General features: G+C 39.6%; 21 protein-coding genes. 9 read left to right on the top strand and 12 right to left on the bottom strand.

Going from position 1 to position 25,361, the window contains the following annotated elements; all coding sequences use genetic code 11:
* Positions 1 to 329: 329 nt before the first annotated feature.
* The 5 genes from FCS21_RS04985 to FCS21_RS04965 all read left to right on the top strand — a co-directional run bounded on the left by FCS21_RS04985 (position 330) and on the right by FCS21_RS04965 (position 4,998).
* Entirely contained in the window at positions 330 to 1,739 is a 1,410-nt protein-coding gene (locus tag FCS21_RS04985) for an NfeD family protein (RefSeq protein WP_246047026.1), read from the top strand.
* Positions 1,740 to 1,743: 4 nt separating this feature from the next.
* On the top strand, positions 1,744 to 2,526 hold the full coding sequence (locus FCS21_RS04980) for a slipin family protein (protein WP_138621048.1): 783 nt from the start codon (positions 1,744 to 1,746) through the stop codon (positions 2,524 to 2,526).
* 129 nt (positions 2,527 to 2,655) lie between these two features.
* Positions 2,656 to 3,111: a cytochrome C gene (locus FCS21_RS04975; RefSeq protein WP_138621451.1), complete on the top strand. Its 456-nt coding sequence runs from the start codon at positions 2,656 to 2,658 to the stop codon at positions 3,109 to 3,111.
* Between the two features lie 17 nt (positions 3,112 to 3,128).
* Positions 3,129 to 4,517: an MBL fold metallo-hydrolase RNA specificity domain-containing protein gene (locus FCS21_RS04970; protein WP_138621046.1), complete on the top strand. Its 1,389-nt coding sequence runs from the start codon at positions 3,129 to 3,131 to the stop codon at positions 4,515 to 4,517.
* A gap of 28 nt (positions 4,518 to 4,545) precedes the next feature.
* Positions 4,546 to 4,998 carry a universal stress protein gene (locus FCS21_RS04965; RefSeq protein WP_171035634.1) on the top strand — a complete coding sequence of 151 codons (453 nt, stop codon included), beginning with the start codon at positions 4,546 to 4,548 and terminating at the stop codon, positions 4,996 to 4,998.
* A gap of 216 nt (positions 4,999 to 5,214) precedes the next feature.
* Here the strand turns inward: FCS21_RS04965 and FCS21_RS04960 are convergent, their stop codons facing one another.
* Positions 5,215 to 7,074, bottom strand: coding sequence for a DUF885 domain-containing protein (locus FCS21_RS04960; RefSeq protein WP_138621042.1), 1,860 nt, complete (start codon positions 7,072 to 7,074; stop codon positions 5,215 to 5,217).
* 234 nt (positions 7,075 to 7,308) lie between these two features.
* On the opposite strand from FCS21_RS04960, the gene FCS21_RS04955 reads away from it, so the two are divergent.
* Entirely contained in the window at positions 7,309 to 7,776 is a 468-nt protein-coding gene (locus FCS21_RS04955; protein ID WP_138621040.1) for a GNAT family N-acetyltransferase, read from the top strand.
* Positions 7,777 to 7,846: 70 nt separating this feature from the next.
* Here the strand turns inward: FCS21_RS04955 and FCS21_RS04950 are convergent, their stop codons facing one another.
* The 11 genes from FCS21_RS04950 to rsxA all read right to left on the bottom strand — a co-directional run bounded on the left by FCS21_RS04950 (position 7,847) and on the right by rsxA (position 19,560).
* Entirely contained in the window at positions 7,847 to 9,265 is a 1,419-nt protein-coding gene (locus tag FCS21_RS04950; RefSeq protein ID WP_138621038.1) for a M28 family peptidase, read from the bottom strand.
* Between the two features lie 12 nt (positions 9,266 to 9,277).
* Entirely contained in the window at positions 9,278 to 9,811 is a 534-nt protein-coding gene (locus tag FCS21_RS04945) for a YaeQ family protein (RefSeq protein WP_138621036.1), read from the bottom strand.
* Between the two features lie 94 nt (positions 9,812 to 9,905).
* Complete coding sequence (locus FCS21_RS04940) at positions 9,906 to 10,325, bottom strand: VOC family protein (RefSeq protein ID WP_138621034.1); 420 nt, start codon at positions 10,323 to 10,325, stop codon at positions 9,906 to 9,908.
* A gap of 31 nt (positions 10,326 to 10,356) precedes the next feature.
* Positions 10,357 to 12,471, bottom strand: coding sequence for a methyl-accepting chemotaxis protein (locus tag FCS21_RS04935; RefSeq protein WP_138621032.1), 2,115 nt, complete (start codon positions 12,469 to 12,471; stop codon positions 10,357 to 10,359).
* A gap of 294 nt (positions 12,472 to 12,765) precedes the next feature.
* A complete protein-coding gene (nth, locus tag FCS21_RS04930; protein WP_138621030.1) occupies positions 12,766 to 13,428 on the bottom strand; it encodes an endonuclease III in 663 nt (220 codons plus the stop codon).
* A gap of 62 nt (positions 13,429 to 13,490) precedes the next feature.
* Positions 13,491 to 14,282, bottom strand: a complete 792-nt coding sequence (locus FCS21_RS04925; RefSeq protein WP_138621028.1) for an electron transport complex subunit E — start codon at positions 14,280 to 14,282, stop codon at positions 13,491 to 13,493.
* On the bottom strand, positions 14,275 to 15,018 hold the full coding sequence (gene rsxG, locus FCS21_RS04920; RefSeq protein WP_171035633.1) for an electron transport complex subunit RsxG: 744 nt from the start codon (positions 15,016 to 15,018) through the stop codon (positions 14,275 to 14,277). The genes FCS21_RS04925 and rsxG overlap by 8 nt, the downstream gene beginning before the upstream one ends.
* Positions 15,018 to 16,079: an electron transport complex subunit RsxD gene (rsxD, locus tag FCS21_RS04915; protein WP_138621026.1), complete on the bottom strand. Its 1,062-nt coding sequence runs from the start codon at positions 16,077 to 16,079 to the stop codon at positions 15,018 to 15,020. The genes rsxG and rsxD overlap by 1 nt, the downstream gene beginning before the upstream one ends.
* Positions 16,080 to 16,175: 96 nt before the next feature.
* Positions 16,176 to 18,401 (bottom strand): electron transport complex subunit RsxC, encoded by a 2,226-nt coding sequence (gene rsxC, locus FCS21_RS04910; protein ID WP_138621023.1) that lies wholly within the window; start codon positions 18,399 to 18,401, stop codon positions 16,176 to 16,178.
* Between the two features lie 6 nt (positions 18,402 to 18,407).
* The gene (rsxB, locus tag FCS21_RS04905; RefSeq protein ID WP_138621021.1) at positions 18,408 to 18,977 is read right to left on the bottom strand and encodes an electron transport complex subunit RsxB; all 570 of its coding nucleotides are present in this window, start codon (positions 18,975 to 18,977) and stop codon (positions 18,408 to 18,410) included.
* A 1-nt stretch (position 18,978) separates the two neighbouring features.
* Complete coding sequence (gene rsxA, locus FCS21_RS04900; protein WP_138621019.1) at positions 18,979 to 19,560, bottom strand: electron transport complex subunit RsxA; 582 nt, start codon at positions 19,558 to 19,560, stop codon at positions 18,979 to 18,981.
* Positions 19,561 to 20,529: 969 nt separating this feature from the next.
* Between rsxA and rimP the strand changes: the two genes are divergently transcribed.
* From rimP to infB, 3 genes are read left to right on the top strand one after another with little or no spacing between them, the layout of a single operon-like run.
* Positions 20,530 to 20,988 carry a ribosome maturation factor RimP gene (gene rimP, locus FCS21_RS04895; RefSeq protein ID WP_138621017.1) on the top strand — a complete coding sequence of 153 codons (459 nt, stop codon included), beginning with the start codon at positions 20,530 to 20,532 and terminating at the stop codon, positions 20,986 to 20,988.
* A 44-nt stretch (positions 20,989 to 21,032) separates the two neighbouring features.
* Positions 21,033 to 22,526: a transcription termination factor NusA gene (nusA, locus tag FCS21_RS04890; protein ID WP_138621015.1), complete on the top strand. Its 1,494-nt coding sequence runs from the start codon at positions 21,033 to 21,035 to the stop codon at positions 22,524 to 22,526.
* A 23-nt stretch (positions 22,527 to 22,549) separates the two neighbouring features.
* Positions 22,550 to 25,219, top strand: coding sequence for a translation initiation factor IF-2 (gene infB, locus FCS21_RS04885; RefSeq protein ID WP_138621013.1), 2,670 nt, complete (start codon positions 22,550 to 22,552; stop codon positions 25,217 to 25,219).
* Positions 25,220 to 25,361: the final 142 nt, after the last annotated feature.

Raw genomic sequence — 25,361 nt, 5'->3', positions numbered from 1 at the left:
ACTCTATGTGTCAACAATATAATAAAGCGGCTAGCATGATAAAACATAACATAGTTTTCATTGGCTTAGATACTCATAAAACATTTACTCAAGTGGCATATATAGAAGGGCCCATTATCAGGCCACCCATAATAAGTGCTTTCACTTGACGATGAAGTTTAACCTGATGCTGCAGAAGTATAAAAAATCTCGTTTACCCAATACCTGAACACTCGAATATTATTACTTTTATTGTTCAATGATAGAAAAAGTCTATTTGACCCTATGCGCAACTAGAGTTATTGACCAACTATAACTAGACTAATAACTGAGCAACACGTGGGAGTGTTATGTGTAAATTATTAAAAGTATTATGTCTATTATTTAGCGCTGTATTCACAGCATACCCAGTAATGTCTGCAGAATCCCCCTTAATTCAGCCATTAATCGCCTCAGCACAACAAGCCACTCCCCTTAAGGCGACTTCATTAGAGGTGCCATTATTAGCGATCAAAGGCGCAATTGGGCCCGCCATCAATGATTTTGTAGTGCGAGAAATAAAGTTAGCCAATGGCCAAAGTAACATACCATTAATTATTATTACACTCGACACCCCTGGCGGTTTAAGTGCCAGCCTACGTGATATTAATAAAAGTATTGTAAACTCTCATATTCCCATTGCTTGTTTAGTTTACCCCCCCGGTGCAAGAGCAGCGAGTGCGGGCACCTATTTACTGTATGCTTGCCCGATTGCTGCTATGGCGCCTGCGACCACAATAGGTGCAGCAACACCGGTAAATATTGCCTCGCCGATGACACCCTCAGCTGACGATAAAACAGCAAAAAGCACGCCGTCGGCGATGGAAAAGAAAGTATTAAATGATGCTATTGCCTATATTCGCTCACTAGCGCAGTTACGTTCGCGTAATGAACTTTGGGCGGAAAAAGCGGTAACCGAGGCTGCGACATTAACGGCAACAGAAGCATTAGCCGAAAATGTCATCACCTTAATCGCCGAATCACCACAAGTGCTGTTACAGAAACTCGATGGTATGCGCGTATCAGTACAGCAAAAAAATATTGACTTGGTGTTACACAATGCCCGTATCATCAACAAAAATAAAGACTGGCGCAGCCGATTTATCGCTACTATTACAGACCCTAATATTGCCTATATTCTGATGCTACTCGGTATTTACGGCTTACTACTTGAATTTTACAGCCCTGGTATTGGTATCGCTGGGATTATCGGCGGTACCTCTTTGCTTATCGCCCTATATGCCCTGCAATTATTACCGCTAAATGTTGCCGGTGCGGCACTACTGTTATTAGGTATTGTGCTATTGGTGATGGAATCACTCATGCCAAGTTTTGGTGTTTTTGGTATCGGTGGTATCAGTGCCTTCACCCTAGGATCGATATTTTTATTCGACACTAACCTTGAGCAATTTAAAGTATCGCTACCAATCATTGCCAGTTTTACGTTAGTCACCGCCGGGTTTATTGTGTTTGCCTTAGGGATCATCTACCGAGCCAAAAAAAATAAAATTGTCAGTGGTCAAGAAGAAATCATTAATGCTTGGGTTAGCGTAGAGGATGATTTCATTGGGGCCGGCTATGTACTTTTTAATGGTGAACGTTGGGCTGCGAGTAGCACACAAGCATTGATAAAGCATCAACAAGTGCAGGTACAAGCCATTAATGGCTTAACGCTAGTTTTAGCACCAGCAACAACCACTTACAGCCAAGATACGGAGTAAAATAATGACACAACTTTTTGGTAGCACGGAATTATTCACGGGTTCAATCATATTGTTAGTATTGGCATTATTTTTGATTGCTTTTCGAATTTTACGAGAATATGAGCGAGGAGTGATCTTTTTACTTGGCCGATTTTATAAAGTTAAAGGGCCTGGCTTTATTATCGTTATTCCTTTTATACAACAAATGGTGAAAGTAGATTTACGCATTGTGGTGATGGATGTTCCTAGCCAAGATGTTATCAGTCGCGATAATGTCTCGGTAAAAGTCAATGCGGTTATCTATTTTCGCGTCATTGATCCGCAAAAAGCGATTATTAATGTCGAAAATTATTTACAAGCAACGTCTCAGCTTGCACAAACTACCTTGCGGTCGGTATTAGGACAACATGAGTTAGACGAAATGCTAGCCAATAGAGATATGTTAAATACTGATATTCAAAGTATTTTAGATGTTAGAACCGACAGTTGGGGCATAAAGGTATCGAATGTTGAAATTAAACACGTTGATTTAAATGAAAGTATGATCCGTGCCATTGCCAAACAAGCTGAAGCTGAGCGTACCCGAAGAGCAAAAGTTATTCATGCTACTGGTGAGATGGAGGCATCAACTCACTTAACACAGGCGGCAAAGCAACTGGCTAAAGAACCTGACGCCATCATGTTACGTTATTTACAAACCTTAACCGAAATTGCTGGTGAAAAAAATTCGACCATTATCTTCCCCTTACCAATGGAGTTGATTAGTGGTTTGGTGCAATCAGCCAAAAAAATAACCAAGGAATAGCTGTCAATTACGCTGCCCCTAAACGAGCGGGCTTGTAAAAGCCCATACCACTACACTAAACTCAACAAATGGAGAGCGCAAGCGATCCCCCCTCCAGCTAAATCAAGGGGGTATCCTCGCCAAAAAATGATGAAATACACTACACTCGCTTTACTTATCGTTATGTCATTAACACTGCTCAGCTGTAATCAGGGGGTTGACTCGCCACGCGGCTTTAGTCTACCCAAAGGTAATGCTGAACAAGGAAAAGCGGTACTGTTAACCTATCAATGTTTAGCGTGTCACACACTACAAGGTGTTGAAGATAAAAATATTGAAAAACATGCCGATATTAACATTTCTCTGGGCGGCGAGAAAACTCAAATAGTCACGTACGCCGAATTAGTCACGTCAATAATTAACCCCTCTCATAAGTTTTCCTCGCCGTATTCAGCTATGGCTAAAACGCCTGACGGCAAATCAAAAATGAACGTTTTTAATGATGTGATGACAGTAACTGAACTTATTGATTTAGTCACATTTTTACAGCCGAAATATACACTATTACCATTTAAACCAACAGTATACCAATATTACCCACGATAGTTATTACCGGAGTTAACATGAATATTAAATTTTTAGGAGCCACTCGAGAAGTCACTGGCTCTTGTTATTTAGTACAAATTAATAACAAAAACGTACTGCTTGAATGTGGCATGTTACAAGGCTCGCATGAACATGAACGACACAACCATGACCCTTTCCCATTTGATGTTGCCACTCTCGATGCGGTAATCGTTAGCCATGCACACCTAGATCACACCGGGCGATTACCTGTGCTTATAAAAGAGGGGTACCATGGCCCTATCTATACTCATAATGCTACCGTAGATTTATGCGAAATTATGCTTGTCGACTCCGGGTACATTCATGAAAAAGAAGCTCGCTGGGAAAACAAAAAACGTGAACGTAAAGGCTTAGCATTAGTAGAACCACTGTATACTACGACAGAAGCATCAACCACATTACAGTATTTTCAAGGGCTGACTTATGACGAAGAAATCGACGTTTGCCCAGGCGTTAAACTAACCCTAAGAGATGCGGGGCATATTATTGGCTCGGCTATTATTGAATTAGCCCTTAGTGAAAATGGCATCAGTAAAAAAGTAGTCTTTAGTGGCGATTTAGGTCATAAAAATGCGCCTATTTTACGTGATCCTTACCAAGTTAATTATGCCGACTTAGTCATCATGGAAAGCACTTACGGTGATAGGTTACACCGTAGTTGGGAAGATACATGGCAAGAAATGGGCACCATTATTGCCAACGCTAAAAGTAACAAGGGCAATATCTTAATTCCTGCTTTTACCGTCGGTAGAACACAAGAGCTACTTTATGAATTTAAGCAACACTTTACAGCGTGGCAACTCGCTGACTGGCAAATCTTTCTTGATAGCCCGATGGGAATAAAGGCGACAGGGGTTTATGCTAAACACCATGAAGTTTACGATAAGCAAGCCGTCGCTATTAAACAAGACCATCAGGGAATACTGGATTTACCCAACCTGCACATGTCAGAAACCACTGAATACTCGATGAAAATCAATCAGATTAACTCTGGCGCTATTATTATCGCAGGTAGTGGTATGTGTACCGGTGGTCGAATTAAACACCACTTTAAACATAATATTTGGCGTGAAAATGCACATGTGCTTATTGTTGGTTTTCAAGCTAGAGGAACATTAGGCCGATCGTTGGTTGATGGCTGTGAACAGATCAATTTATGGGGTGAAAAAATACGAGTTAAAGCACAAATTCATACCATCGGCGGCTTCTCAGCTCATGCTGATCAACAAGGTTTATTAACGTGGTATCAAGGTTTTAAAAATAAACCACCGGTAGTACTTGTGCACGGAGAAGAAGAAGCAATGGAAATACTCGCACAAAAATTAAAATATGAATACAAGGCTAAGGTTGTTAAAGCTAGTTATAAGCAAAATATTGTTATCTAAATGGTTATCTAATATGAAGGAGAGAGTGATGTATAAGCATATTTTATTTGCCACTGAACTTAATGAAAGTAAAAACTATATTGAAGATAAAGTGACACAACTACAGCAGTTCACCCAAGCGAAGCTCAGTGTTATTCATGTTGTAGAGCCGATAGCTAATGCTTATTATGGTGGTTTATATGGTGTTATGCTGGGCTCAGATCCCATAGAGAACATTAACACGACAAGAATTTTAGAAAAGCGAGCCCATGAGATATTACAACCTTTACTAAAAAGACTACATATTACTGAGCAAGACTTGCACATTCCCACCGGCCAGACCAGTAGTGAAATATTAGCCTTTGCAGAGCAAGAAAACGTCGATTTAATTATAACCGGTAGTCATGGTGTGCATGGCTTGCAATTACTGTTAGGTTCGACCTGTAATGCTGTTTTACACGGAGCAAAATGCGATGTATTAGCGGTACGCGCTCCAGAATAACAAGCGTAAAGAGGCTAGGGCAACATGTAGAACCTTTGAGTCTCCATGCTCAAATAAGTGACTATCTTCCTTTCCAGATAGGGCTAATGTAATGAACTATCCTAAGGTTCAACTAAAAAATCCGCACGTTAAAATGCGGATTTTTTTAATCAACATAGTCAATGTATTCATTTACTATTGCTGTTAGCTAGCTTTATTAAGAGATGTTAAGCCAAGTTAGGCTTTAGTTGTTGTTATATAATTATCCACTAAATCAGTTAATACGTTCAGTGGTACCGGGCCATTTTTTAAAACGACGTCATGAAATTCACGAATATCAAACTTATCTCCTAACTGCGCTTTGGCGTGTTCTCGTAACTCAATAATTTTGTTCATACCAATTTTATAAGCGGTCGCTTGTGATGGCATGACAATATGACGTTCTACCATTTTTACAGCGTCAGACAGGGCATTAGGCGTGTTGTCGGCGTAGTATGCTATGCCTTGTTGACGTGTCCATTGTTTGGTGTGAATACCTGTATCAACCACTAATCGACAAGCGCGCCATAGTTCCATAGCTAAACGTCCAAAGTCAGAATAAGGGTCTTGGTATAAACCAATTTCTTTAGGGATCATTTCTGAATATAAACCCCAGCCCTCGGTATGTGCGGTATAGCCACCAAATTTACGGAACATTGGCATGTCGATTAATTCTTGTTTAATGGCTAGTTGCATGTGATGACCGGGAATACCTTCGTGATAGGCTAAAGCGGCCATTTGATAGTTAGGCATTGCTTTCATGTCATAAAGGTTGGCGTAATAAATACCCGGACGAGATCCGTCTGGCGCAGGGCGTTCATAAAAAGCTTTACCCGCAGATTTTTCTCTAAACCCTTCTACAGCTTTTACTTTTAATGCCGCTTTGGGCTTGGTTAAAAATAAGCTATCTAATCGACCTTCCATATCATCAATTAATGCTACGGCTTCGGTTAAGTAGCGCTGTTTTCCTTCGGCCGTTTCGGGATAGTAAAACTGCGGGTCGGTTCGCATAAAGTCGAAAAACTCGTTTAGACTGCCATCAAACTTGACTTTTTTCATGATAATGCGCATTTCATTATGAATACGTGCTACTTCATTTAAGCCAAGGGTATGAATTTGCGCTGAGGTTAAGTCGGTTGTGGTGGTACGTTGTAGTGCATTATTGTAAAAGGCTTCACCGTTAGGAAACTTCCAAGCGCCATCACGGTTGTCAGCTTTTTTCTCAAGTGCGGTTAGGTAAGTTATAAGTTGCTGGTAACCGGGTTTTAAGTGCTCAATTAAGGCTGATTTTACAGCTGTTATTAAGTTAGATTTTTCAGCGTCGGTAATGTTAAGTGCATCAACTTTACGGGTGAAATCGGCAAAAATAGTACTGTTGGGTGCCTTATCAAAAGGTGCGCCTACTAAAATATTTTGTGAATCTCTGATGACATGAGGAAAAACAAATTTTGGTGCTATTATCCCTTTTGCTTCACGCAATTTTAGCTGTACAACTAATTGTGCGAGTAATTTTTCAGCCCCTTTTACACGGGCAATATAATCTTGTGCTTCTTTAACGTTACTGATGGAATGTTGGTTAATTAAAAAAGCGGGTATTTGAGAATGCGTGCCAAACATTTGATTAACAGGGTAGTTATGAAAGCGCCATTGATGATCGGCAATTTGATGTTCTAAGTCTTGGATAAATAAATTAAGGCTTATTTTAGTTTGCGCATCCAGAGGATCAGCGTCAATTGCTTGCACACGTGCAAGGTTCTTTTTAGCGATGGCGAGTTCATTAGCAGCATTTTCTTCTGAAATGTCATACCACTTATCGTAATCTGTTTTTATGCCTAAATAAGTTTGTCTTACCGGATTACGGTTCAGTGTTTCTTTAAATAGCGTGTCAAATAATGCATTAGCTTGCGCTGAGGCTATTTTACTTGCGCCTATGCTAGCGGTGTCAGTTGTTTGATGAGTGTTTTGTTTATTATGATGCTCAGTAGTAGCGTTATCTTCTGAGCAAGCGCTAAGCAAGGTTGATGCTATTGCAACGACGAGTAAGGATTTTTTAAACATTATATTGTTCTCATTTATTTAACGTAGTATAAGCGTGTCTTTAGTGTGCCTTAATCTAGTGTGTCGGTTCAATAAAAGCACGATGGGTTGTTATAAAATTACGACAAGTTGTTATAAAGTTGTCACTAGACTGATTAAAGTAAGTAAACTTATCTGATATTGATATTGATATTGATATTGATATTGATATTGATATTGATATTGACGAAATTGAACGAGTATGGAATTAAATACATGAAATCTACCATCGGCTTTAGAAAGGTTAAGCATGAAGATATTGAGTTTTTGTTATCGTTACGACGAAAAACCATGACTCAACATTTGCTAGCTGCTGGTATTCGTATGACCGATGAACAACATTTAGTACAAATAAAAGAGCACTTTTACGATAGTCATATTATTTTAGTGGATAGAAAGCCTATCGGCTTAGTAAAAATGGGGGTGGTAGCACTTAATAATACCCATAAAAGTTTGCATATTAGGCAGCTACAGATTATGCCAAAATATCAAGGGAAGGGGATTGGCAGTAGGGTATTAATGGTGGTAAAAAAGCGAGCGTTACAATTATGCTTACCGATCACCTTAAATGTTTTATTGAAAAACCCTGCTCGGGGCTTGTACTTACGCCATGGCTTTCAAGTAGAGAAGAAAAACCGTTTTGAATATCAATTACGGTGTCCTTTAGAAGTGATTGCCGCATAGTGAGTTGAACGTACTGGCGGCAATATTTTATTCGCTCTTATAAGCTTAATAATAATTTACTAATAAGTACTTAATAGATAAGACCATTACGTTTTACTTTGCTTGGGTCGATGCGCGACGGCGTAATAGAACCATCAACCAATGGTGTCGTCGCTATCGCCAGTGTCTTAATTACTTGTAACATTGATGGCAAGTTTAAGCTGCTAATATCATCACTTACTTGATGGTAATGCTTGTCTTTATCAAGTTTTGTACTACTAAAACTGTGCGCAGGTACGCCTAGCCTTGCTAATGTGGCATTGTCAGAGCGATAAAATAAATTTTGTTCAGGGTAGGGATCGGCATAAACTTTTAGGCTTTGAGGGACTAGGGCTTGGTTCAGTTGCTCACCTAGACTTGATCTATCCATCCCCGTCATCCAAACGCTACCTTCACCAAAAATGGCTGGTTTACCAATCATTTCAATGTTAATCATGGCGGTAATGGCTGCTGGTTCTACATGTGTAGAGAAATAACGTGAGCCAAAGCCGCCAAGCTCTTCTGCGCTAAAAGCTGCAAACATTAGCGTTCTTTCATTATTACCTAGCTGAGTAAAGTGGTTAGCTAAATTAATAATAGCGGAAACACCTGATGCATCATCATCAGCGCCATTAAATATTTCACTGCCTGTTGATTGTTTACTATTAGCGGCTTGGTCAACACTAGGTTTTACACCTAAATGATCGTAATGGGCAGAGTAAAGTACAATTTCATTGGCTTTACTTTTACCCGGTAAAATACCGACGACATTCGTTAATAAGGTATTAGTGACTTTGGCATGGCCGGTAGCGTTAAATTGTTTTACTTGACTAATATCCGTTAAGGCGATAACAATCACACCACCTGCTTTAGTGGTTTTGTTATCAACGAGTTTGGTTAAGCCGCGCGCAAAGTGATCTTGATAGCGTTTAAAGCTGTCTTCATGTTTAGGATGAAGTAAGACTAGGTGCTGACCACCTTGGCTATTTAATTCACTGATTGCTTTACGCATATTGTCATTTTTACCGATCATCACAATATTGACAGGATTGGTAGAGTTTGTACTACTGCTCCAGTTAAAATCAGTTATGGTTGTTGCCATTGATAAAGCATCAGTATCAATGCTTTGACCATTTAACTGCACGGTAAGTGTGTCAGGGGTTATTTTTTGTACCGTGTATTGTTGTTTAAAACTAGCCGCGCCGTTTGCTGGCGTAAGACCTACGTCGCTAAAGCGCTGCGTAATATAACTGGCAGCTTGACGTATACCAAGGCTGAAATTGTCTCGACCTTTAAGTTCATCACTGGCTAAATAGGTAACGTCTTTAGTTATTTGCGCTAAAGTAATGTTGTTATTAATAGCGTTGTACTCAGCACTATCAGCGTTAAATGTTACATTAATATTGCTACAGCTTGATAATGATAAGCTAGCTATAGTTATCATTGTTATAGGTAGTGCTACTTTTCTCATAAAAGAGATCTCTTACTTAAGTTTTATTGTTTCAATTAATAAAGTTTCTTCACCTGAGGTTAACCACAATTGACCATCTTGAATACTGCATTGAAACTCCATATTGCGGTTAAGTAAGTTCACTAACGCGTCACAAGTACTTGTATCAAATTGCTCTATCGTGAGTCGATCAAACTTGTTCATGCTTTGTTGAACTTGTGACCACCAGGTAGTTACGCTGCTACCATAACAATAAAGTTTTACGGCTTTGGCTTGGTTACAGGCTTTTTTAAGGCGTTTTTCATCGAGCTGACCTAGTTCAATCCAAAGGTCAATTTCATCGCTGTAATTAACTTGCCAGATAGCGGCTTCATTTTCGTCGCTAACGCCTTTGCCAAAATGTAGGTCTTCATGGGCATTAAGAATAAAGGCAATTAAGCGTATCATTAATCGTTGTGGTGTTTCTGATGGGTGTTGGGCAATGGTAAGTTGCAAGCGGTCGTAATAGTTACGATCCATATCGGCGAGTTCGATAGTGGCTTTGTATATAGTTGCTTTAATGGCCATATGTGCTTAGTTATAAAAAATAATGTCGCTATCATAACAGCATGGCGCTAACTTACCACAAAAGAGCGGCAATAGATTATTGCCGCTTTTTAATTTACCAGGTACCGGTATTTTCCATACTTAACCAAGGCTCTTGTGGTGCTAGCGAGCCATTTTTTTGTAATAGCTCAATGGCGATACCATCCGGCGAGTTAACAAAAGCCATATGACCACAACGAGGTGGTCTGTTAATGGTTATACCAGCATCTTGGAGTTTTTGACACGTTTGATAAATATCCTCAACTTCAAAGGCTAAATGGCCAAAACTACGACCGGTGGTGTATTCTTCTGTTGTATCCCAGTTGTAGGTTAGTTCAACTTCTGGACCACCTACTTCAGTGGCTAGGTAAACTAAAGTAAATTTACCCGCAGGTACTTCACTACGTTTTGTTTCAATTAAACCAAGTTTATTGACATAAAAATCAAGAGATTCTTCTAAATCTCGTACTCGTACCATGGTATGTAAAAACTTCATAACACTCTCTTTTCTATTTAAATGAATATAATTAGCATTTTAAACGACTTAGTTCAGCTTCAATCTGCTCAACAATTTTTTTAGAGTAAGCACTGTTCTTTTGTAATCTTTGCCCTAACTCTGCCAAGCCGGTACTACTATCAGATACCGATACTAAGCGAATATTTATATCTTCTGCAACATGGCTTTGTTCTTCAGCTGCGGTGGCAACTTGTTCAGTACTTTCACTCATGACCTTAATACTTGCCATTGTTTGAGAAAGTCGTTCAAAGCTGGTGCTTGTTTTATCAACCGTACCTGTAATTGAGTCTTTGTTTGCATCCAAGGTTTCAACGGCTTTATTAACATCTATTTGTAAGTTGGCAATGAGATCACTTATATCTTGAGTTGAAGCTTGAGTACGCGCAGCCAAACTTCTGACTTCGTCGGCAACAACAGCAAAGCCTCTGCCTTGTTCTCCTGCTCTTGCTGCTTCTATGGCAGCATTTAAGGCTAGTAAATTGGTTTGGTCAGCAATCGATCTTATCGTTTCTACAATACCCGTTATATCTGAACTATGGGCGGCTACTTGTGATATTTGTTCACTGGTTAATGCCATATTATGTGCAAGTTCTTGCACATTTTGGACACTGGCTTCTAAGATATCTTGAGTTTCTTGTAATAGGGCATTTGCGTGTTTACCTCCATTTGCCGTTTCTACCGCGAGGGTGGCCACTTCATTGGATGCTGCCGCCATTTCAGTCATTGCCGTTGCGATACTGTCTAAGTTGACTTGCTGTGCTTGAGTATCATTTTCAACGTCATGTGCAATATTTTCTAGTTCGCTAAATTTACCCACCAGTTCAATAGAAAAAGTTTTCGATGAACCAATCATCTCTGCTAATTTATTAATAAACTTATTAAAGCCAGCTGCCAAGAGTATTAATTCTTCATGACTTTTAACATTAACTTTCTGTGTTAGGTCACCTTCACGGTCCGCCAATTCTTGAATTGAAGCAGAAAGTAGTTTGATCGGTGAGGTGATAGATCGCGCTAGCCAGATAGCAAAAAATATTGCGGCAGCTAAAAACAATACGGAAAAGAATAATAAATTTGTTAGTGCTTTATTATAGGATTCATTAGCTTTTTCTGTCATTGCTAGTACCGAGGCTAAGGCTACTTTTTCAGGAACAGAGATAATAAGTGTCCAAGTGACATTAGCTTCACTAATAAATAGGGGGACTTTAACGTGCCAGTTACTATCAGAGGTAATTAATTTATCAGAATTCTTCAAAATTGCGGCAAGCTCTGCATTAACATCACTGGCTTTTTTAGATAATTGATCAGGGTAACCGCTTGAGGCGATAAGCATATCTTTTTGACTGAATAAACTAATGGATGCATTACCTTCAAATAATGATTTTGACTGTTCTGTGATCCACTGCTGTACAATAGGCAAGTTAATATCAACCCCCACTATCCCTCTAAATTGATTTGATACTATAATGGGAGCAGTTAGTGTCGTCATTAGTTCTTTACGACCAGGCTCTATTTCATATAAATAAGGGTCAAGCGCACAAGGTGTTAGGGCATCTTTACTACATAAATAAAATTCAGCGGTACGAATACCATTTTCATCTTTTGTACTGTTATATTTATCTTCTGGATTTTCTTCAGGATAAAAAATGGCTTGACCATTCTCTTTTATCCAATAAATTTCTAAGGTGCCGGTGGGTGATGAGTGTTGTCCAAAATCAACAAAAGTATTATCCAAGCCATCATAACCATTGACTTCAAAATGAGTATAGAGCGCACTAATTGTTGGTGTTGCAGCTAAGTTGAAACGACTTAAGTCTTGTACTATTTCTCGATTAAAAGGTTTGTTGGGATAGGCAGTTTTAGATAAGGTTTCTGCTAAAATGAGTGCGGGGGCAAAACTTTGCTTAAGTAGCTTACTAATACGCTCACTTGATAGTTGTCCTGCGTCATTCATTGAATTGAGCACAGATTTTTTCAGTAGTGTTTTGGTTGCTGCTATTTGTTCATTAGATAATGATGATAATGTTTTGGAGGTAAGTACTCCAAAACCGATAGCGCAGAGTAAAACAATACTCACAAATAATAGGGTCACTTTCTTTTGAATTGAATCTCGTTTACTTAACAGCATAATGCAGAGCCCTTATTTCTTTGAAAGGTATTTTTAACAAGAGTATGTTAAAAATATATCGGCAAGATATTAATAAACTTAACATCATTAACATCGTAATATAATAAATATAAAATAACTGATACTTAAAATAGTCGTGTTTAAAAATTTATCTTGAGTTAAATAATATAGCCCAACAGTTGAAACGTTGCATTAAAATTAATGATTAACTATGGCAAGTTATAATCCATTGTGGACGGGAGACATCATCTACATTTTCATTGAAAAGATTACTTTGATAGCTAAAATATTGAACTAATCACTGCTTTTATCTCTAAATTCACACAAGTCTTCGATAATACAAGAGCCACATTTAGGGCGTTTAGCTGTGCAAGTATAGCGACCATGTAAAATAAACCAATGATGAAGGTTGAACATAAACTCAGTTTTTCTGGGTGTTAATTTTACTATATTAGCTTCAACTTGCTCAACGGTTTTACCTGGGGCGTATTTAGTGCGATTCGCTAGTCTAAATATATGGGTATCTACCGCTAAAAAGTATTTACCCTCATCATCCTTTAACCAGCCAAAGGCGGTGTTTAACACTACGTTAGCGGTTTTACGGCCAACGCCAGGTAATGCTTCTAAGGCGGCTCTGTCTTCAGGGACTTCACCGCCATGCAAATCAACTAACATTTGACAGGTTTTTAAGGTGTTTACCGCTTTGGTATTAAATAAACCAATGGTTTTGATGTAGCTTTTGAGTCCATCAAGTCCAAGATCTAAAATAGCTTGCGGCGTATTAGCAATAGGGTAGAGCTTATCGGTTGCTTTGTTAACGCCAACATCAGTTGCTTGCGCGGAAAGTAGCACAGCAATAAGTAATTCAAACGGGGTAGAAAAATTTAACTCTGTGGTTGGCTCTGGGTTTTCATCACGCAGCCGAGAGAGAATTTCTATACGTTTTTCTTTATTCATTGGCGTACTCTTTTATCACTTATTGTGGCGTTAATCGTATCAGTTATTAGGAATCGCGGTTGTTAAGAGTCAAAGTTGACTCGAACTCTTTCAATCACTTGTTCAGTATGAACCACTTTTTTTGCTTTGATATGATTATCAATAGCATTTTTAAGGGCGATTAAAATGCCCATGGCAATAAAAGCACCTGGCGGTAAAATAGCTAATAAAAACTGACTATCAAGTTGCATTACTTCAATTCTTAACACGCTAGCCCAGTCACCAAATAATAAATTAGCACCGTCAAAAATGGTGCCTTGCCCTAGTACTTCTCTTATAACACCTAATAAAAGTAAGATAATAGTAAAGCCTAATCCCATCATTAAACCATCAAAGGCTGATTTTCCGACCGGATTTTTAGAAGCGTAGGCTTCAGCCCTACCAATAATCGCGCAGTTGGTGACAATTAGCGGTAAAAAAATGCCTAATGATTGATAAATACCGTAGGTAAAAGCATTCATTATTAGCTGTACGCAAGTGACAAAGGCGGCAATAATTAACACAAAAATGGGGATGCGAATTTCTTTTGGCACCCAGCGTCTAATGGCTGATACGGTAATATTTGAGCAAATAAGCACTAGCAATGTGGCTAAGCCAAGTCCTAAGGCATTAGTGACGGTTGATGTTACCGCCAGTAGCGGACATAATCCCAGTAGTTGCACTAACCCAGGGTTGTTTTTCCATAAACCTTGTATTGCTAGCTCTTTATATTCAGCTTTACGTGCAGCTGAAGCAGCTGACGCTTGTGTTAATAGCGCTTGTTCATCAGCGTTCTCAACATCATGACTCTGTTGTGGTGCTATTTCATTACTCATTAGCAGCCTCGATAATGGCTAGGGTTGATGCTGCGTTGTCTTTGGCGCATGCATTAGGGCGCGTTAATAGCGCAGCTTTATTGTCAGTGAAGTAATTTAAGGTGCTTTTTACGGCCTTTACCACGGCGCGTGGCGTAATAGTTGCCCCAGTAAACTGGTCAAACATACCGCCGTCTTTTCTTACCGCCCAGCGATTATCATCTTCTGATAGTAAACGTTTGCCAGTAAAGCTGTTAATCCAATCACTTTTTCTGATTTCTATTTTATCACCCAGTCCGGGGGTTTCTTGATGCTTTAATATGCGCACACCGCTAACGGTATTATTGGCATTGACCGCCATAATAAAATCAATATTACCACTGTAGCCTTGTGGCGCTGAAGTGGTAATAGCAACTGCGGTTATTTTTCCTGATTTTCTGGCAATATAAGCGGTGTTATCTTTAGTTGAACCCAGCTCAGGCGCGTTGATAATAATACAATCGTTAGCAATATCGTTGTCGTACCGACTTGGGTCAATAATGTTATGCAAGGTGTTAAGCAGTTGCTGTTGCTCTTGGGCTTTTATGCGATCTTGAGTAAGTTCACTAACAACACTAACCGCTAACGTACAAGCGATAGCAAATAGCGCTAGTATTTTAGTGTTTTTAGAGATAGCGGTAGTCAGTGGTGACTGTTGCGCTTTATCTGTTGTGTTACGCTCAGGCTTGTTATGTGTAGGATCAGTATTATCAGTCATTACTTATCCCCTTTAAGGTGGCCGTAGGTGCGCGGACGCGTGTATTGATCTATTAAGGGAGCCGACATATTACACAGTAATACGGCAAAGGCGACGCCATCAGGATAACCGCCGGTTGTACGAATTAGGTAAACCAATAAGCCCGCGAGTAAACCAACTATGAATCGGCCTCTGTTACTCGTAGCGCCACTGACCGGGTCGGTTAGAATAAAAAAAGCACCGAGCATAGTTGCGCCAGAAAACCAGTGGAACATAGTTGAAGCACTACTGTCAGGACTGAGACTAAACCCTATTAAAGAGCAAATAAATAAACTCAGTAAAAAGCTCACGGGTGTTTGCCATGCAATGGCTTTTTTGCTGATAAGAAATAGTCCACCAAGTAAAAATCCAGCATTAACCCATTCCCAACCTAAAGAGAAGTTATTACCAAAAACCGGGTTGCTAATGCTCTCAAGTACCGTTAAACCTAAGCTTATGTTGGTTTTTAAGGTATCAAGAGGCGTGGCCATGGTGATGCCATCAATGGTTGTGCGTACTTGCTCTACAGAGTAACCATCGATAGTAAAACCAGTGAATATGGTCGTTAAGGTATTAATAAAATTTAGATCTACCGTCACTAATGATAGTGGTGGCTGCCACTGTGTCATTTGCAAAGGAAAAGACACCAATAACATGACATAACCAACCATAGCAGGGTTAAAGGGATTATGTCCTAAGCCACCATAAAGTTGTTTAGCAATGACAATAGCAAACATGGTACCAATAACCGAAATCCACCAAGGCGCTAGCGCTGGTAAACAGATACCGAGTAATAAGGCGGTTAATAAGCCGCTACCATCAAGTAGTTCATGTGTGATGGGTTTTTTACGCAGCGACAACACGGTATATTCACAAAGAAGTGCCGTGGTCATCGCTAGACCGATATGAATTAAATTTCCCCAACCAAAAAAATACCACTGGGCTAAAACGCCGGGTAGTGTTGCATACATTACCAAACGCATTAAGTTAGGTGTTTTGGTATGGTTATGATTATGCGGTGAACTTGCTATCCAAAATGCCATTGTTTATATCAACTCGTCGGGTTGTTTCTCTGATAAATTTTTAAATCGAATAACTATTTGAGTTGCTATTCGATTGTGTTTCTTTGTCGTCATTGGTTACACGCTATTTTGATCGTTATTGTTACCCGAACTGGCTTCTTGTCGTTTCTTTTTTGCCTTAGCTTTAGCAATCGCTGCCGCTATTTTAGCTTTTTTATCATCAGTGCTTGATGTGGTAGCTATTGCAGGTGTCGACGCTGTTTCGGCTGCTGCGACGGGCACTTTATCGCTCGTTTCAGGCGCAGTGATATTGCCAGTGTCATGGTCAGCTTCGCTAGCGCCTTTATTCAATTTCTTCGCTTTTGCTTTAGCAATCGCTGCCGCTATTTTGGTTTTTTTATCATCACTACTTGATGTGGCAACTATTGCGGGTGTCGACGCTGTTTTGGCTGCTGCGACGGGCACTTTATCGGCCGTTTCAGGCGCAGTGATATTGCCAGTGTCATGGTCAGCTTCGCTAGCGCCTTTACTCAATTTTTTCGCTTTTGCTTTAGCAATAGCTGCCGCTATTTTAGCTTTTTTATCCTCAGTGTTTGATGTGTTTTCACCTACGATATCGCTATCATTATTAGCGGCTTGCTCTTTTAACTTTTTCTTTGCTTTAGCACGGGCTATAGCGGCAGATACTTGAGATTTTTCAGCAGATACACTTTCTAATGGCACATCCGTTACACCACTGTTTGTTACATTGTCTGTAGCGCTGTCTTGCTCTTGTGAGGCTTTCTTCGCTTTAACACGCGCTAGTGCTGCGGCAACTGCAGATTTAGCTCCAGCGGCTTCAGGAGTCGCTTTGTTCATGGCTGCTTTTCGGGCAGCCGCAGCTTTTTTATGTTTTTCTTGTCTAGCTATTTTTTCTTTTTCTAGGCGTAACTTTCGCGCTTCAAAACGTACTTTTGCTTTTTCTGCTTTTAAATCGAGTAATTGCTTTTCACGTATTTCAGCTTTAGCTATACGGTAGTAATGCACCAAAGGAATCTGGCTTGGGCAAACATAAGCACAAGCGCCACATTCTATGCAATCGCTTAAGTTGAGTTTGGTTAACTGTGCGTGATCTTTAGCTTTTGCGCTCCATTGCAGCTCTTGCGGCAGTAATTGACTAGGGCAAACATCACTACATTGACCACAGCGAATGCACTCTACTTCTTTACTTTCTTTTTCAAACGCACTGGGCATTTCTATTTTACTAGGTACTAATATACAGTTACTGGTTTTAACAACAGGTACCAGTTCACTATAAAGACTAAACCCCATCATGGGGCCGCCCATGATCACTGGTTGCTTTTCATTATCAATACTATTTACTTGGCATTGCTCAAGTAAAAAATTGATTGGCGTACCCAGCAATGCCCAAACATTTTGTGGTTGGGCTAAGGCTTGACCTGTTACGGTAACCACACGGCTAATCAGTGGAATGTCATATTTAATGGCGTCATTAATAGCAAAACAGGTAGCAATATTTTGCATGACAATGCCGCTATGAATAGGTAATTGGCCAGCGGTAACTTCTTTACCTGTTAAAATTTGAATAAGCTGCTTTTCACCACCGGTTGGGTATTTAGTGGGAACCACACAGACTTTTATTTTGCTATTGTTGGCTGTCGCTTGTCGCATTGCTTTGATGGCACTGGGCTTGTTATCTTCAATAGCAACTAAAATATGGCGAGGGTTTAATAACTTATCGAGTATGTTAATGCCATCAACAATAGCGACACTTTGCTCGGTCATTAACAAGTCATCAGCCGTGATATAAGGCTCACACTCTGCGCCGTTAATAATCAGAAAGTTAATATTGTGGTCAGTGCTTACTTTCACGTGAGTGGGAAACCCCGCACCGCCCATACCAGCAATACCAGCATTGGCAATTTTTGCAATAATGTCATGGTTAGATAATTGTGCTATATCAGTACAACCTTGTCTTTCGCGCCAAGTATCTTCACCATCAACGTCGAGAAATATACATAATTGACGTAGGGCAGAAGGGTGGGCAATAACCGACATTTTTATCGCGCTAATAACGCCACTAGTCGGTGCATGAATAGGCACGACCATAGCATTTTTGCTCAGTGTTAGCGGTTGGCCTTTTAACACCTTATCACCCACTGACACCAGTACATCGCCTTCAAGGCCAATATGCTGTTGCAGTGGAATAATTAACTGCTTGGGTAAACTGAGTGATTTAATGGGCTTGTTTGTGGTAAGAAATTTTTGCTCTGGCGGATGAATACCGCCATGAAAATCCCAAAAGTTGCCACGCGTGATACGCTCTATTATTGATTCCACCATATTCTCCTAATCCAGTTGCTTTACTGGAATACTGGTTAAATCCCACTGCCAATTATGAATAGTTTCTGGTAGCTCACGCATTTCGATACAATCGACAGGACAAGGTGCAACACATAAATCACATCCCGTACATTCATCGATGATGATGGTATGCATTTGTTTAGCAGCGCCAATAATGGCGTCTACAGGGCAGGCTTGAATGCACTTTGTACAGCCGATACAGTCTTCTTCAATAACAAAAGCCACTTTAGGGCGGTTACTTTTGGCAACATCACCTTGAACATGGCTTGCATCAAGGGGTTGGACTTCAACGCCCATTAAGTCAGCTATTTTTTTGATGGTATCTTCGCCGCCAGGTGCACATTTATTAATAGCTTCGCCATCAGCAACAGCTTGTGCGTAAGGTTTACAACCTGGGTAGCCACATTGGCCACATTGTGTTTGCGGCAACAAAGCGTCCAGTTGTTCAACAATAGGGTCAGCATCTACTTTAAAGCGTATCGAGGCAAAACCAAGTAGTGCACCAAAGATGGCAGCAATACTGCCCAAAACAATAATGGCGAGAAGGATATTCATATTAAATTGTTACCAAACCAGTAAAACCAAGAAATGCCAACGACATTAAACCAGCGGTAATCATCGCAATAGCAGCACCTTTAAAAGGGCTAGGTACATCGGCATTAGCTAATTTTTCGCGCATGGCAGAAAACATCACTAACACTAAGGAGAAACCTAATGAGGCACCAAAGCCATAAATAATTGATTCAAAAAAGCCATGTTCTAAACGTAAGTTAAGTAAAGCAACGCCTAAAACGGCACAATTTGTGGTAATTAACGGTAAGAAAATGCCCAATAAACGATATAGGCTAGCACTGGTTTTATGCACAACCATTTCAGTAAATTGCACGACAACAGCAATCACTAAAATAAAGCTCATGGTAGTGAGGTATTCAAGATTAAAAGGGACAAGTAAATAGGTGGTCACTAAATAGCTGAGTAGTGAGGCTAAGGTCATGACAAAAACGGTTGCAAATGACATACCGATCGCCGTTTCAGTGCGCGATGAAACGCCCATAAAGGGGCATAAACCAAGAAATTGCACTAAAACAAAATTATTTACGAGAACAGTGCCAACGAGTAGTAACAGGTAATCAGTCATTTACTTAAAGGGTCATTAGGTTATAGATAATTATAAGGTCACTATTATCCGCTTTTTTAGGGTATTTAACAACACACCTGCTGTAGGGTTATTTGTTTTTTTATTTGATCCTCTTTGTTTCGAAATAACAATATCTAAATATATATTGAGCTCTTTGTTGTTAATTTAAGGAAACCGAATAGGTATTAAACGTTCGGTTTAAGCGTAACTAGGTTAACTCACTTTAGTGAAAACCAATCGGGGGTGAGATACGTTATAGCGGTACAGGTTGATCAATATTGATATTCAACCGTTAAATTAATCTTTTCAATGAAAACGCTTTGAGCCTTAGTAAGTAAAAGGTCGAGAACGGTGGTATTATTACATTGATAGTTAATCAGTACAGTTATTACTGTTGTGTATAAATATACGCTAACAGCGATGAAAGTAACTAAGCTAAAGTAATGTTTGTTATTAAATATTTATTTTTTAAGACTAACAGTTTGTAAAATATAAATTAATTTTAGTAAATTTTCGCTTTTATTTCGAGTGATATGACATAATAAATAACGACTTTCTAGCGGATATTACTTAATGTGACTTGCGCTTAATAGCGAGCCATTATATAATTTGCCGCATAAAGCTTTAATAAGATGCCACTGAATAAGCAGATCTACGTAAATAGTTATGTGTAGAATTTAATAATTCTTATGTTATGTATTTATGCCACCTTGCTTATATTCTTATTAATATTATTAGTAGTTTGGCTATTAATAACCTGATTAAACGCTTTTTTTGTTTAATCTTGGGGGAAAACAGTGAAATAAGCCCCTAATTTGGGGTTTTTTTGTTTTTAAAGTGCAGTCAACCGCATCCTTAAAGGCAAATACAGCAAATTTTCGCTGGGCTATATGCCCTTTTTTTATATCTAAAATTTATATAATACTGCTTGTGTTTTTCACACCGTAGTAAAGTAACAGGAGAACACGCTTGGCTAAATTTGAGCAAAAACTAACTGATTTAGTAAGACCCGCAGTTGAAGAAACCGGGAAAACGTTGCGAGGCATCGAATATATCAGTGCAGGTAACAACTCAGTTTTACGTTTGTATATTGATCATGAAAATGGCATTAATGTTGATGACTGCGCTGAAGTAAGTCGTCAAGTTGGTGCATTATTAGATGTAGAAGACCCTATTAGTAGTGAATACAGTCTAGAAGTTTCATCGCCAGGTATTGATTGTCCGTTATTTGAATTGGCGCATTTTCAAGAAGTTATTGGCGAAACAATTAATGTCCGTTTATCGATCCCCCTAAATGGTCGTCGAAAATTTAAAGGACCTTTAGTCGCTATAGAAAACGATACCGTATTAATAGTACAAGTTGACAGCATCGATTATGAACTTGCTATTAGCAATGTAGATAAAGCGAATCTTGTCGCAAAAATTTAACACTCAAATATATTTAAAAGTTAACATAATAAAGGCTAACTAGCATGAGTAAGGAAATATTACTGGTTGTTGATGCAGTTTCAAATGAAAAAGCATTACCAAGAGAAAGCATCTTTCAAGCGATGGAAACCGCTTTAGAAACAGCTACCAAAAAGAAATATGATGGCGACATCGAAGTGCGTGTTGCTATTGATCGCATCACGGGCGAATTTGATACTTTTCGTCGTTGGTTAATCATTGAAGATGATAAACCAATGGAAAATCCATACGCTGAAATTGGTTTAGCAGCAGCGCAATACGATAATCCTGAATTAAAAGTAGGTGATTATTCTGAAGATCAAATTGAATCGGTAACCTTTGATCGCGTAACAACGCAAACAGCTAAACAAGTTATTGTACAAAAGATTCGTGAAGCAGAACGTGCCTTAGTGACAGAAGCTTATCAAGAACATTTAGGTGAAATTGTTACGGGCGTTGTTAAAAAAGCAAGTCGAGAAAGTGTTATTATTGATTTAGGTAATAATGCTGAAGCGGTTATTTACCGTGATGACATGTTGCCTCGCGAAACATTTCGTCCAGGTGACCGCGTACGTGGTTTACTGTATGAAATTAAACCAGAAGCACGTGGCGCACAATTATTTGTCAGTCGTACTAAACCTGAAATGCTTATTGAGCTTTTCCGTGTTGAAGTGCCTGAAATTGGCGAAGAAATGTTAGAAATCAAGGGCGCAGCACGCGATCCTGGTTCTCGCGCTAAAATTGCAGTTAAAAGCAACGACAAGCGTATTGACCCTGTTGGTGCTTGTGTAGGTATGCGTGGTTCTCGTGTTCAAGCGGTATCTAGCGAATTAGGCGGAGAGCGTGTTGATATCGTTTTATATGATGATAACGTTGCACAATATGTGATTAACGCTATGTCACCTGCTGAAGTTGCTTCAATTATTGTTGATGAAGACAAAGGCACGATGGATATTGCCGTTGAAGAATCTAACTTAGCAATGGCCATAGGCCGTAGCGGTCAAAATATACGTTTAGCAAGTCAATTAACGGGCTGGGAATTAAACGTGATGACTGTTGCTGATATGAAAGAAAAACATCAGGCAGAAAACGACAAAGTCTTAAACTTATTCATAGATAAGTTAGATCTTGACGAAGATTTTGCCGCATTACTGGCAGAAGAAGGCTTTACTTCATTAGAAGAAATAGCTTACGTGCCAGTAGCAGAAATGCTAGAAATTGACGGTCTTACTGAAGATATTATTGAAGCACTTCGTGAGCGAGCTAAAGAAGCGTTAACCACGCAAGCGCTTGCTAGTGAAGAAACACTAGAAGGTGCTGAGCCAGCACAAGACTTACTTGATCTTGAAGGTTTAGAACGTCACTTAGCATTTGTATTAGCAAGTCGAGGTATTCGTACCCTTGAAGACTTAGCTGAACAAGGTATCGATGAAATTAGCGATATCGACGAATTAGATGAAACCAAAGCGGGCGAGCTAATTATGGCTGCACGTAACATTTGTTGGTTTAACGAAGCATAAAATAACACCGGAGAAAAATATAGATGGCAGATATAACTGTAGCAGAACTTGCCAAAGAGATCGGCACACCGGTGGAGCGTTTAGTTAGTCAATTGGCTGACTCAGGCGTGAACAAATCGGCTACCGATGCTATAACGCAAGATGAAAAAGAATCCTTATTAGGACATCTTAAAAAACAACATGGTGATGAGTCTCAAGCAAAACCGAACAAACTCACTTTAAACCGTAAAACTAAATCTACGTTGACCATGGGTCATGGTAGTAAAGCTAAGTCGGTTAATGTTGAAGTACGTAAAAAGCGTACTTACGTGAAACGTAGCGACGTAGAAGAAGAAAAATTAGCAGAAGAAGCAGCAAAAGCAGAAGCAGCTATTGCAGCAGCGGCAGAAGCCAAAGCTAAAGCAGATGCAGAAGCCGCAGCTAAAGAAGCTGAAAATGCTAAAGGTGTTGCCGCAGCGAAAGCTGAACTTGAAGAAAAACGTAAAGCAGAAGCAAAACTTGAAGCCGCAGCAAAAGCAAAAAATGCTGCCATTGAAAAAGCTAAAAAAGTTGAGCAAGTGCCTGAAAAGATAGCTGAAACTGAAGAATCTAAAAAACTTCGTTTAGCACAAGAAAAAGAAACTGCAGCTAAAGTTGAAGCCGAAGCGGCAGCAGCGGCAGAAGCCGCTAAAAAACTTGCTGAAGAAAATGAAGGTCGTTGGAAAGAGCAAGAAGCTGAACGTAAAGCAAAAGAAAAAGAAGTAGTTCATGTAACCTCTTCAAAATACGCGCAAGAAGCTGAAGATAAAGTTGATGCGGCAGATGAAACTGCTGGACGTCGTCGTAAGAAAAAACCAGTAGATAGAAATGCTCGTGGCGGTCGTAATGCTAAAGGTCGTAAGCAAAGCTTATCTTCACCTGACAGCTTAAAACATGGTTTTACTAAACCTGTGGAAGCGAAATTACAAGACATCCGCATTGGCGAAACTATTTCTGTGGCTGAATTAGCAAATAAAATGGCTAAGAAAGGCGCTGAAGTTGTTAAAGCCATGTTTAAACTGGGTGCAATGGCAACCATTAACCAAGTCATTGACCAAGAAACCGCGGCATTAGTTGCCGAAGATATGGGTTTTGAAGTGGTATTGGTTAAAGAGAATGCCTTAGAAGAAGCAGTACTTGCTGATCGTAAGCATACCGGTGAAGAAGTTACTCGTGCGCCAGTAGTGACTATTATGGGTCACGTTGACCATGGTAAAACTTCATTACTTGACCATATTCGTCAAGCGAAAGTAGCTCACGGTGAAGCGGGTGGTATTACTCAGCATATTGGTGCTTATCACGTAGAAACGGGTCATGGTATGATCACGTTCTTAGATACTCCAGGTCATGCTGCCTTTACTGCTATGCGTTCTCGTGGTGCTAAAGCGACTGATATTGTGGTTATTGTTGTTGCCGCTGATGATGGTGTTATGCCACAAACAATTGAAGCAATTCAACATGCACAGGCCTCTGAATCACCGATTATCATTGCTGTTAACAAAATGGATAAAGAGTCTGCTGATCCAGATCGCGTTAAAAGTGAATTATCACAACACGGTGTACTATCAGAAGAGTGGGGCGGTGAAGTACAATTCTGTCATGTGTCAGCTAAAACAGGCTTAGGCATTGATGAGTTACTTGACTCTATATTGTTACAATCTGAAGTATTAGAGTTAACTGCTGTTATTGATAAAATGGCCAATGGTGTTGTTGTTGAATCTAAACTTGATAAAGGTCGTGGTCCAGTAGCTACAGTATTAGTACAAGAAGGTACTCTAAAACAAGGTGATATTGTACTTTGTGGTTTAGAGTATGGTCGTGTTCGTGCTATGCGTGATGAAAATGGTAAAACCATTCAATCAGCGGGTCCATCTATCCCTGTTGAAATTATTGGCTTAAGTGGTGTTCCACAAGCCGGTGATGAAGCGACAGTTGTTAAAGATGAAAAGAAAGCGCGTGAAGTAGCTTTATTCCGTCAAGGTAAATACCGTGATGTGAAATTGGCTCGTCAACAAAAAGCTAAACTTGAAAACATGTTTGCTAGTATGGCAGAAGGCGATATTTCAGAAGTTAATGTTGTTATTAAGTCAGATGTTCAAGGCTCACTTGAAGCAATTAGTGATTCATTACTTAAACTGTCAACTGATGAAGTTAAAGTGAGAATTATTGGCTCTGGTGTTGGTGCTATCACTGAAACTGATGCTATGTTAGCAGCAGCTTCTAATGCGATTGTGGTTGGCTTTAACGTTCGTGCTGATGTTTCTGCGCGTAAAGTAATAGAGTCAGAACAAATTGACTTACGTTACTACAGCGTTATTTACTCTCTTATTGAAGAAGTTAAACAAGCGATGAGCGGCATGTTAGCGCCAGAGTTTAAACAAGAAATTATTGGTTTAGCTCAAGTTCGTGATGTGTTTAAGTCACCTAAAATTGGCGCTATCGCTGGTTGTATGGTTACTGAAGGTTTAATTAAACGTAGCGCACCAATTCGTGTATTACGTGATAACGTTGTTATCTATGAAGGCGAACTTGAATCACTACGTCGCTTTAAAGATGACGTACAAGAAGTTCGTAACGGTACTGAGTGTGGTATCGGCGTTAAGAACTACAACGACGTGCGTGTTGGCGATCAGATCGAAGTATTTGAGACTGTCGAAATCAAACGCTCGCTGTAACTAGCTAGCATCTCATTACTAGCAGGCTCAATTATTGCGTTGGAAGTACTCATTGACATGCGTCAATTCCGTGCTTTCGTCTTATACTTGAACCAATTAGTAACGAGTTCATAGTTAAGAACCTAGTTAAATGACTGGGTTA

It is taken from the genome of Colwellia ponticola (assembly GCF_005885605.1).
In the GTDB taxonomy this organism is placed as follows: domain Bacteria; phylum Pseudomonadota; class Gammaproteobacteria; order Enterobacterales; family Alteromonadaceae; genus Colwellia; species Colwellia ponticola.
The sequence above is the reverse complement of the archived record's forward strand: the minus strand, read 5'-3'. Positions and strand labels throughout refer to the sequence as shown.

Bases quoted from the DNA above. Each gene is read 5' to 3' on its own strand.
- FCS21_RS04950 (WP_138621038.1), bottom strand. From the start codon at position 9,265: ATGAGAAAAGTAGCACTACCTATAACAATGATAACTATAGCTAGCTTA.
- rsxA (WP_138621019.1), bottom strand. From the start codon at position 19,560: ATGACTGATTACCTGTTACTACTCGTTGGCACTGTTCTCGTAAATAAT.
- rsxD (WP_138621026.1), bottom strand. From the start codon at position 16,079: ATGGCATTTTGGATAGCAAGTTCACCGCATAATCATAACCATACCAAA.
- FCS21_RS04980 (WP_138621048.1), top strand. From the start codon at position 1,744: ATGACACAACTTTTTGGTAGCACGGAATTATTCACGGGTTCAATCATA.
- FCS21_RS04970 (WP_138621046.1), top strand. From the start codon at position 3,129: ATGAATATTAAATTTTTAGGAGCCACTCGAGAAGTCACTGGCTCTTGT.
- nusA (WP_138621015.1), top strand. From the start codon at position 21,033: ATGAGTAAGGAAATATTACTGGTTGTTGATGCAGTTTCAAATGAAAAA.
- FCS21_RS04955 (WP_138621040.1), top strand. From the start codon at position 7,309: ATGAAATCTACCATCGGCTTTAGAAAGGTTAAGCATGAAGATATTGAG.
- rsxB (WP_138621021.1), bottom strand. From the start codon at position 18,977: ATGAATATCCTTCTCGCCATTATTGTTTTGGGCAGTATTGCTGCCATC.
- nth (WP_138621030.1), bottom strand. From the start codon at position 13,428: ATGAATAAAGAAAAACGTATAGAAATTCTCTCTCGGCTGCGTGATGAA.
- rsxG (WP_171035633.1), bottom strand. From the start codon at position 15,018: ATGACTGATAATACTGATCCTACACATAACAAGCCTGAGCGTAACACA.
- FCS21_RS04960 (WP_138621042.1), bottom strand. From the start codon at position 7,074: ATGTTTAAAAAATCCTTACTCGTCGTTGCAATAGCATCAACCTTGCTT.
- FCS21_RS04935 (WP_138621032.1), bottom strand. From the start codon at position 12,471: ATGCTGTTAAGTAAACGAGATTCAATTCAAAAGAAAGTGACCCTATTA.
- rsxC (WP_138621023.1), bottom strand. From the start codon at position 18,401: ATGGTGGAATCAATAATAGAGCGTATCACGCGTGGCAACTTTTGGGAT.
- FCS21_RS04965 (WP_171035634.1), top strand. From the start codon at position 4,546: ATGTATAAGCATATTTTATTTGCCACTGAACTTAATGAAAGTAAAAAC.
- infB (WP_138621013.1), top strand. From the start codon at position 22,550: ATGGCAGATATAACTGTAGCAGAACTTGCCAAAGAGATCGGCACACCG.
- FCS21_RS04945 (WP_138621036.1), bottom strand. From the start codon at position 9,811: ATGGCCATTAAAGCAACTATATACAAAGCCACTATCGAACTCGCCGAT.
- FCS21_RS04940 (WP_138621034.1), bottom strand. From the start codon at position 10,325: ATGAAGTTTTTACATACCATGGTACGAGTACGAGATTTAGAAGAATCT.
- FCS21_RS04975 (WP_138621451.1), top strand. From the start codon at position 2,656: ATGAAATACACTACACTCGCTTTACTTATCGTTATGTCATTAACACTG.
- FCS21_RS04925 (WP_138621028.1), bottom strand. From the start codon at position 14,282: ATGAGTAATGAAATAGCACCACAACAGAGTCATGATGTTGAGAACGCT.
- FCS21_RS04985 (WP_246047026.1), top strand. From the start codon at position 330: ATGTGTAAATTATTAAAAGTATTATGTCTATTATTTAGCGCTGTATTC.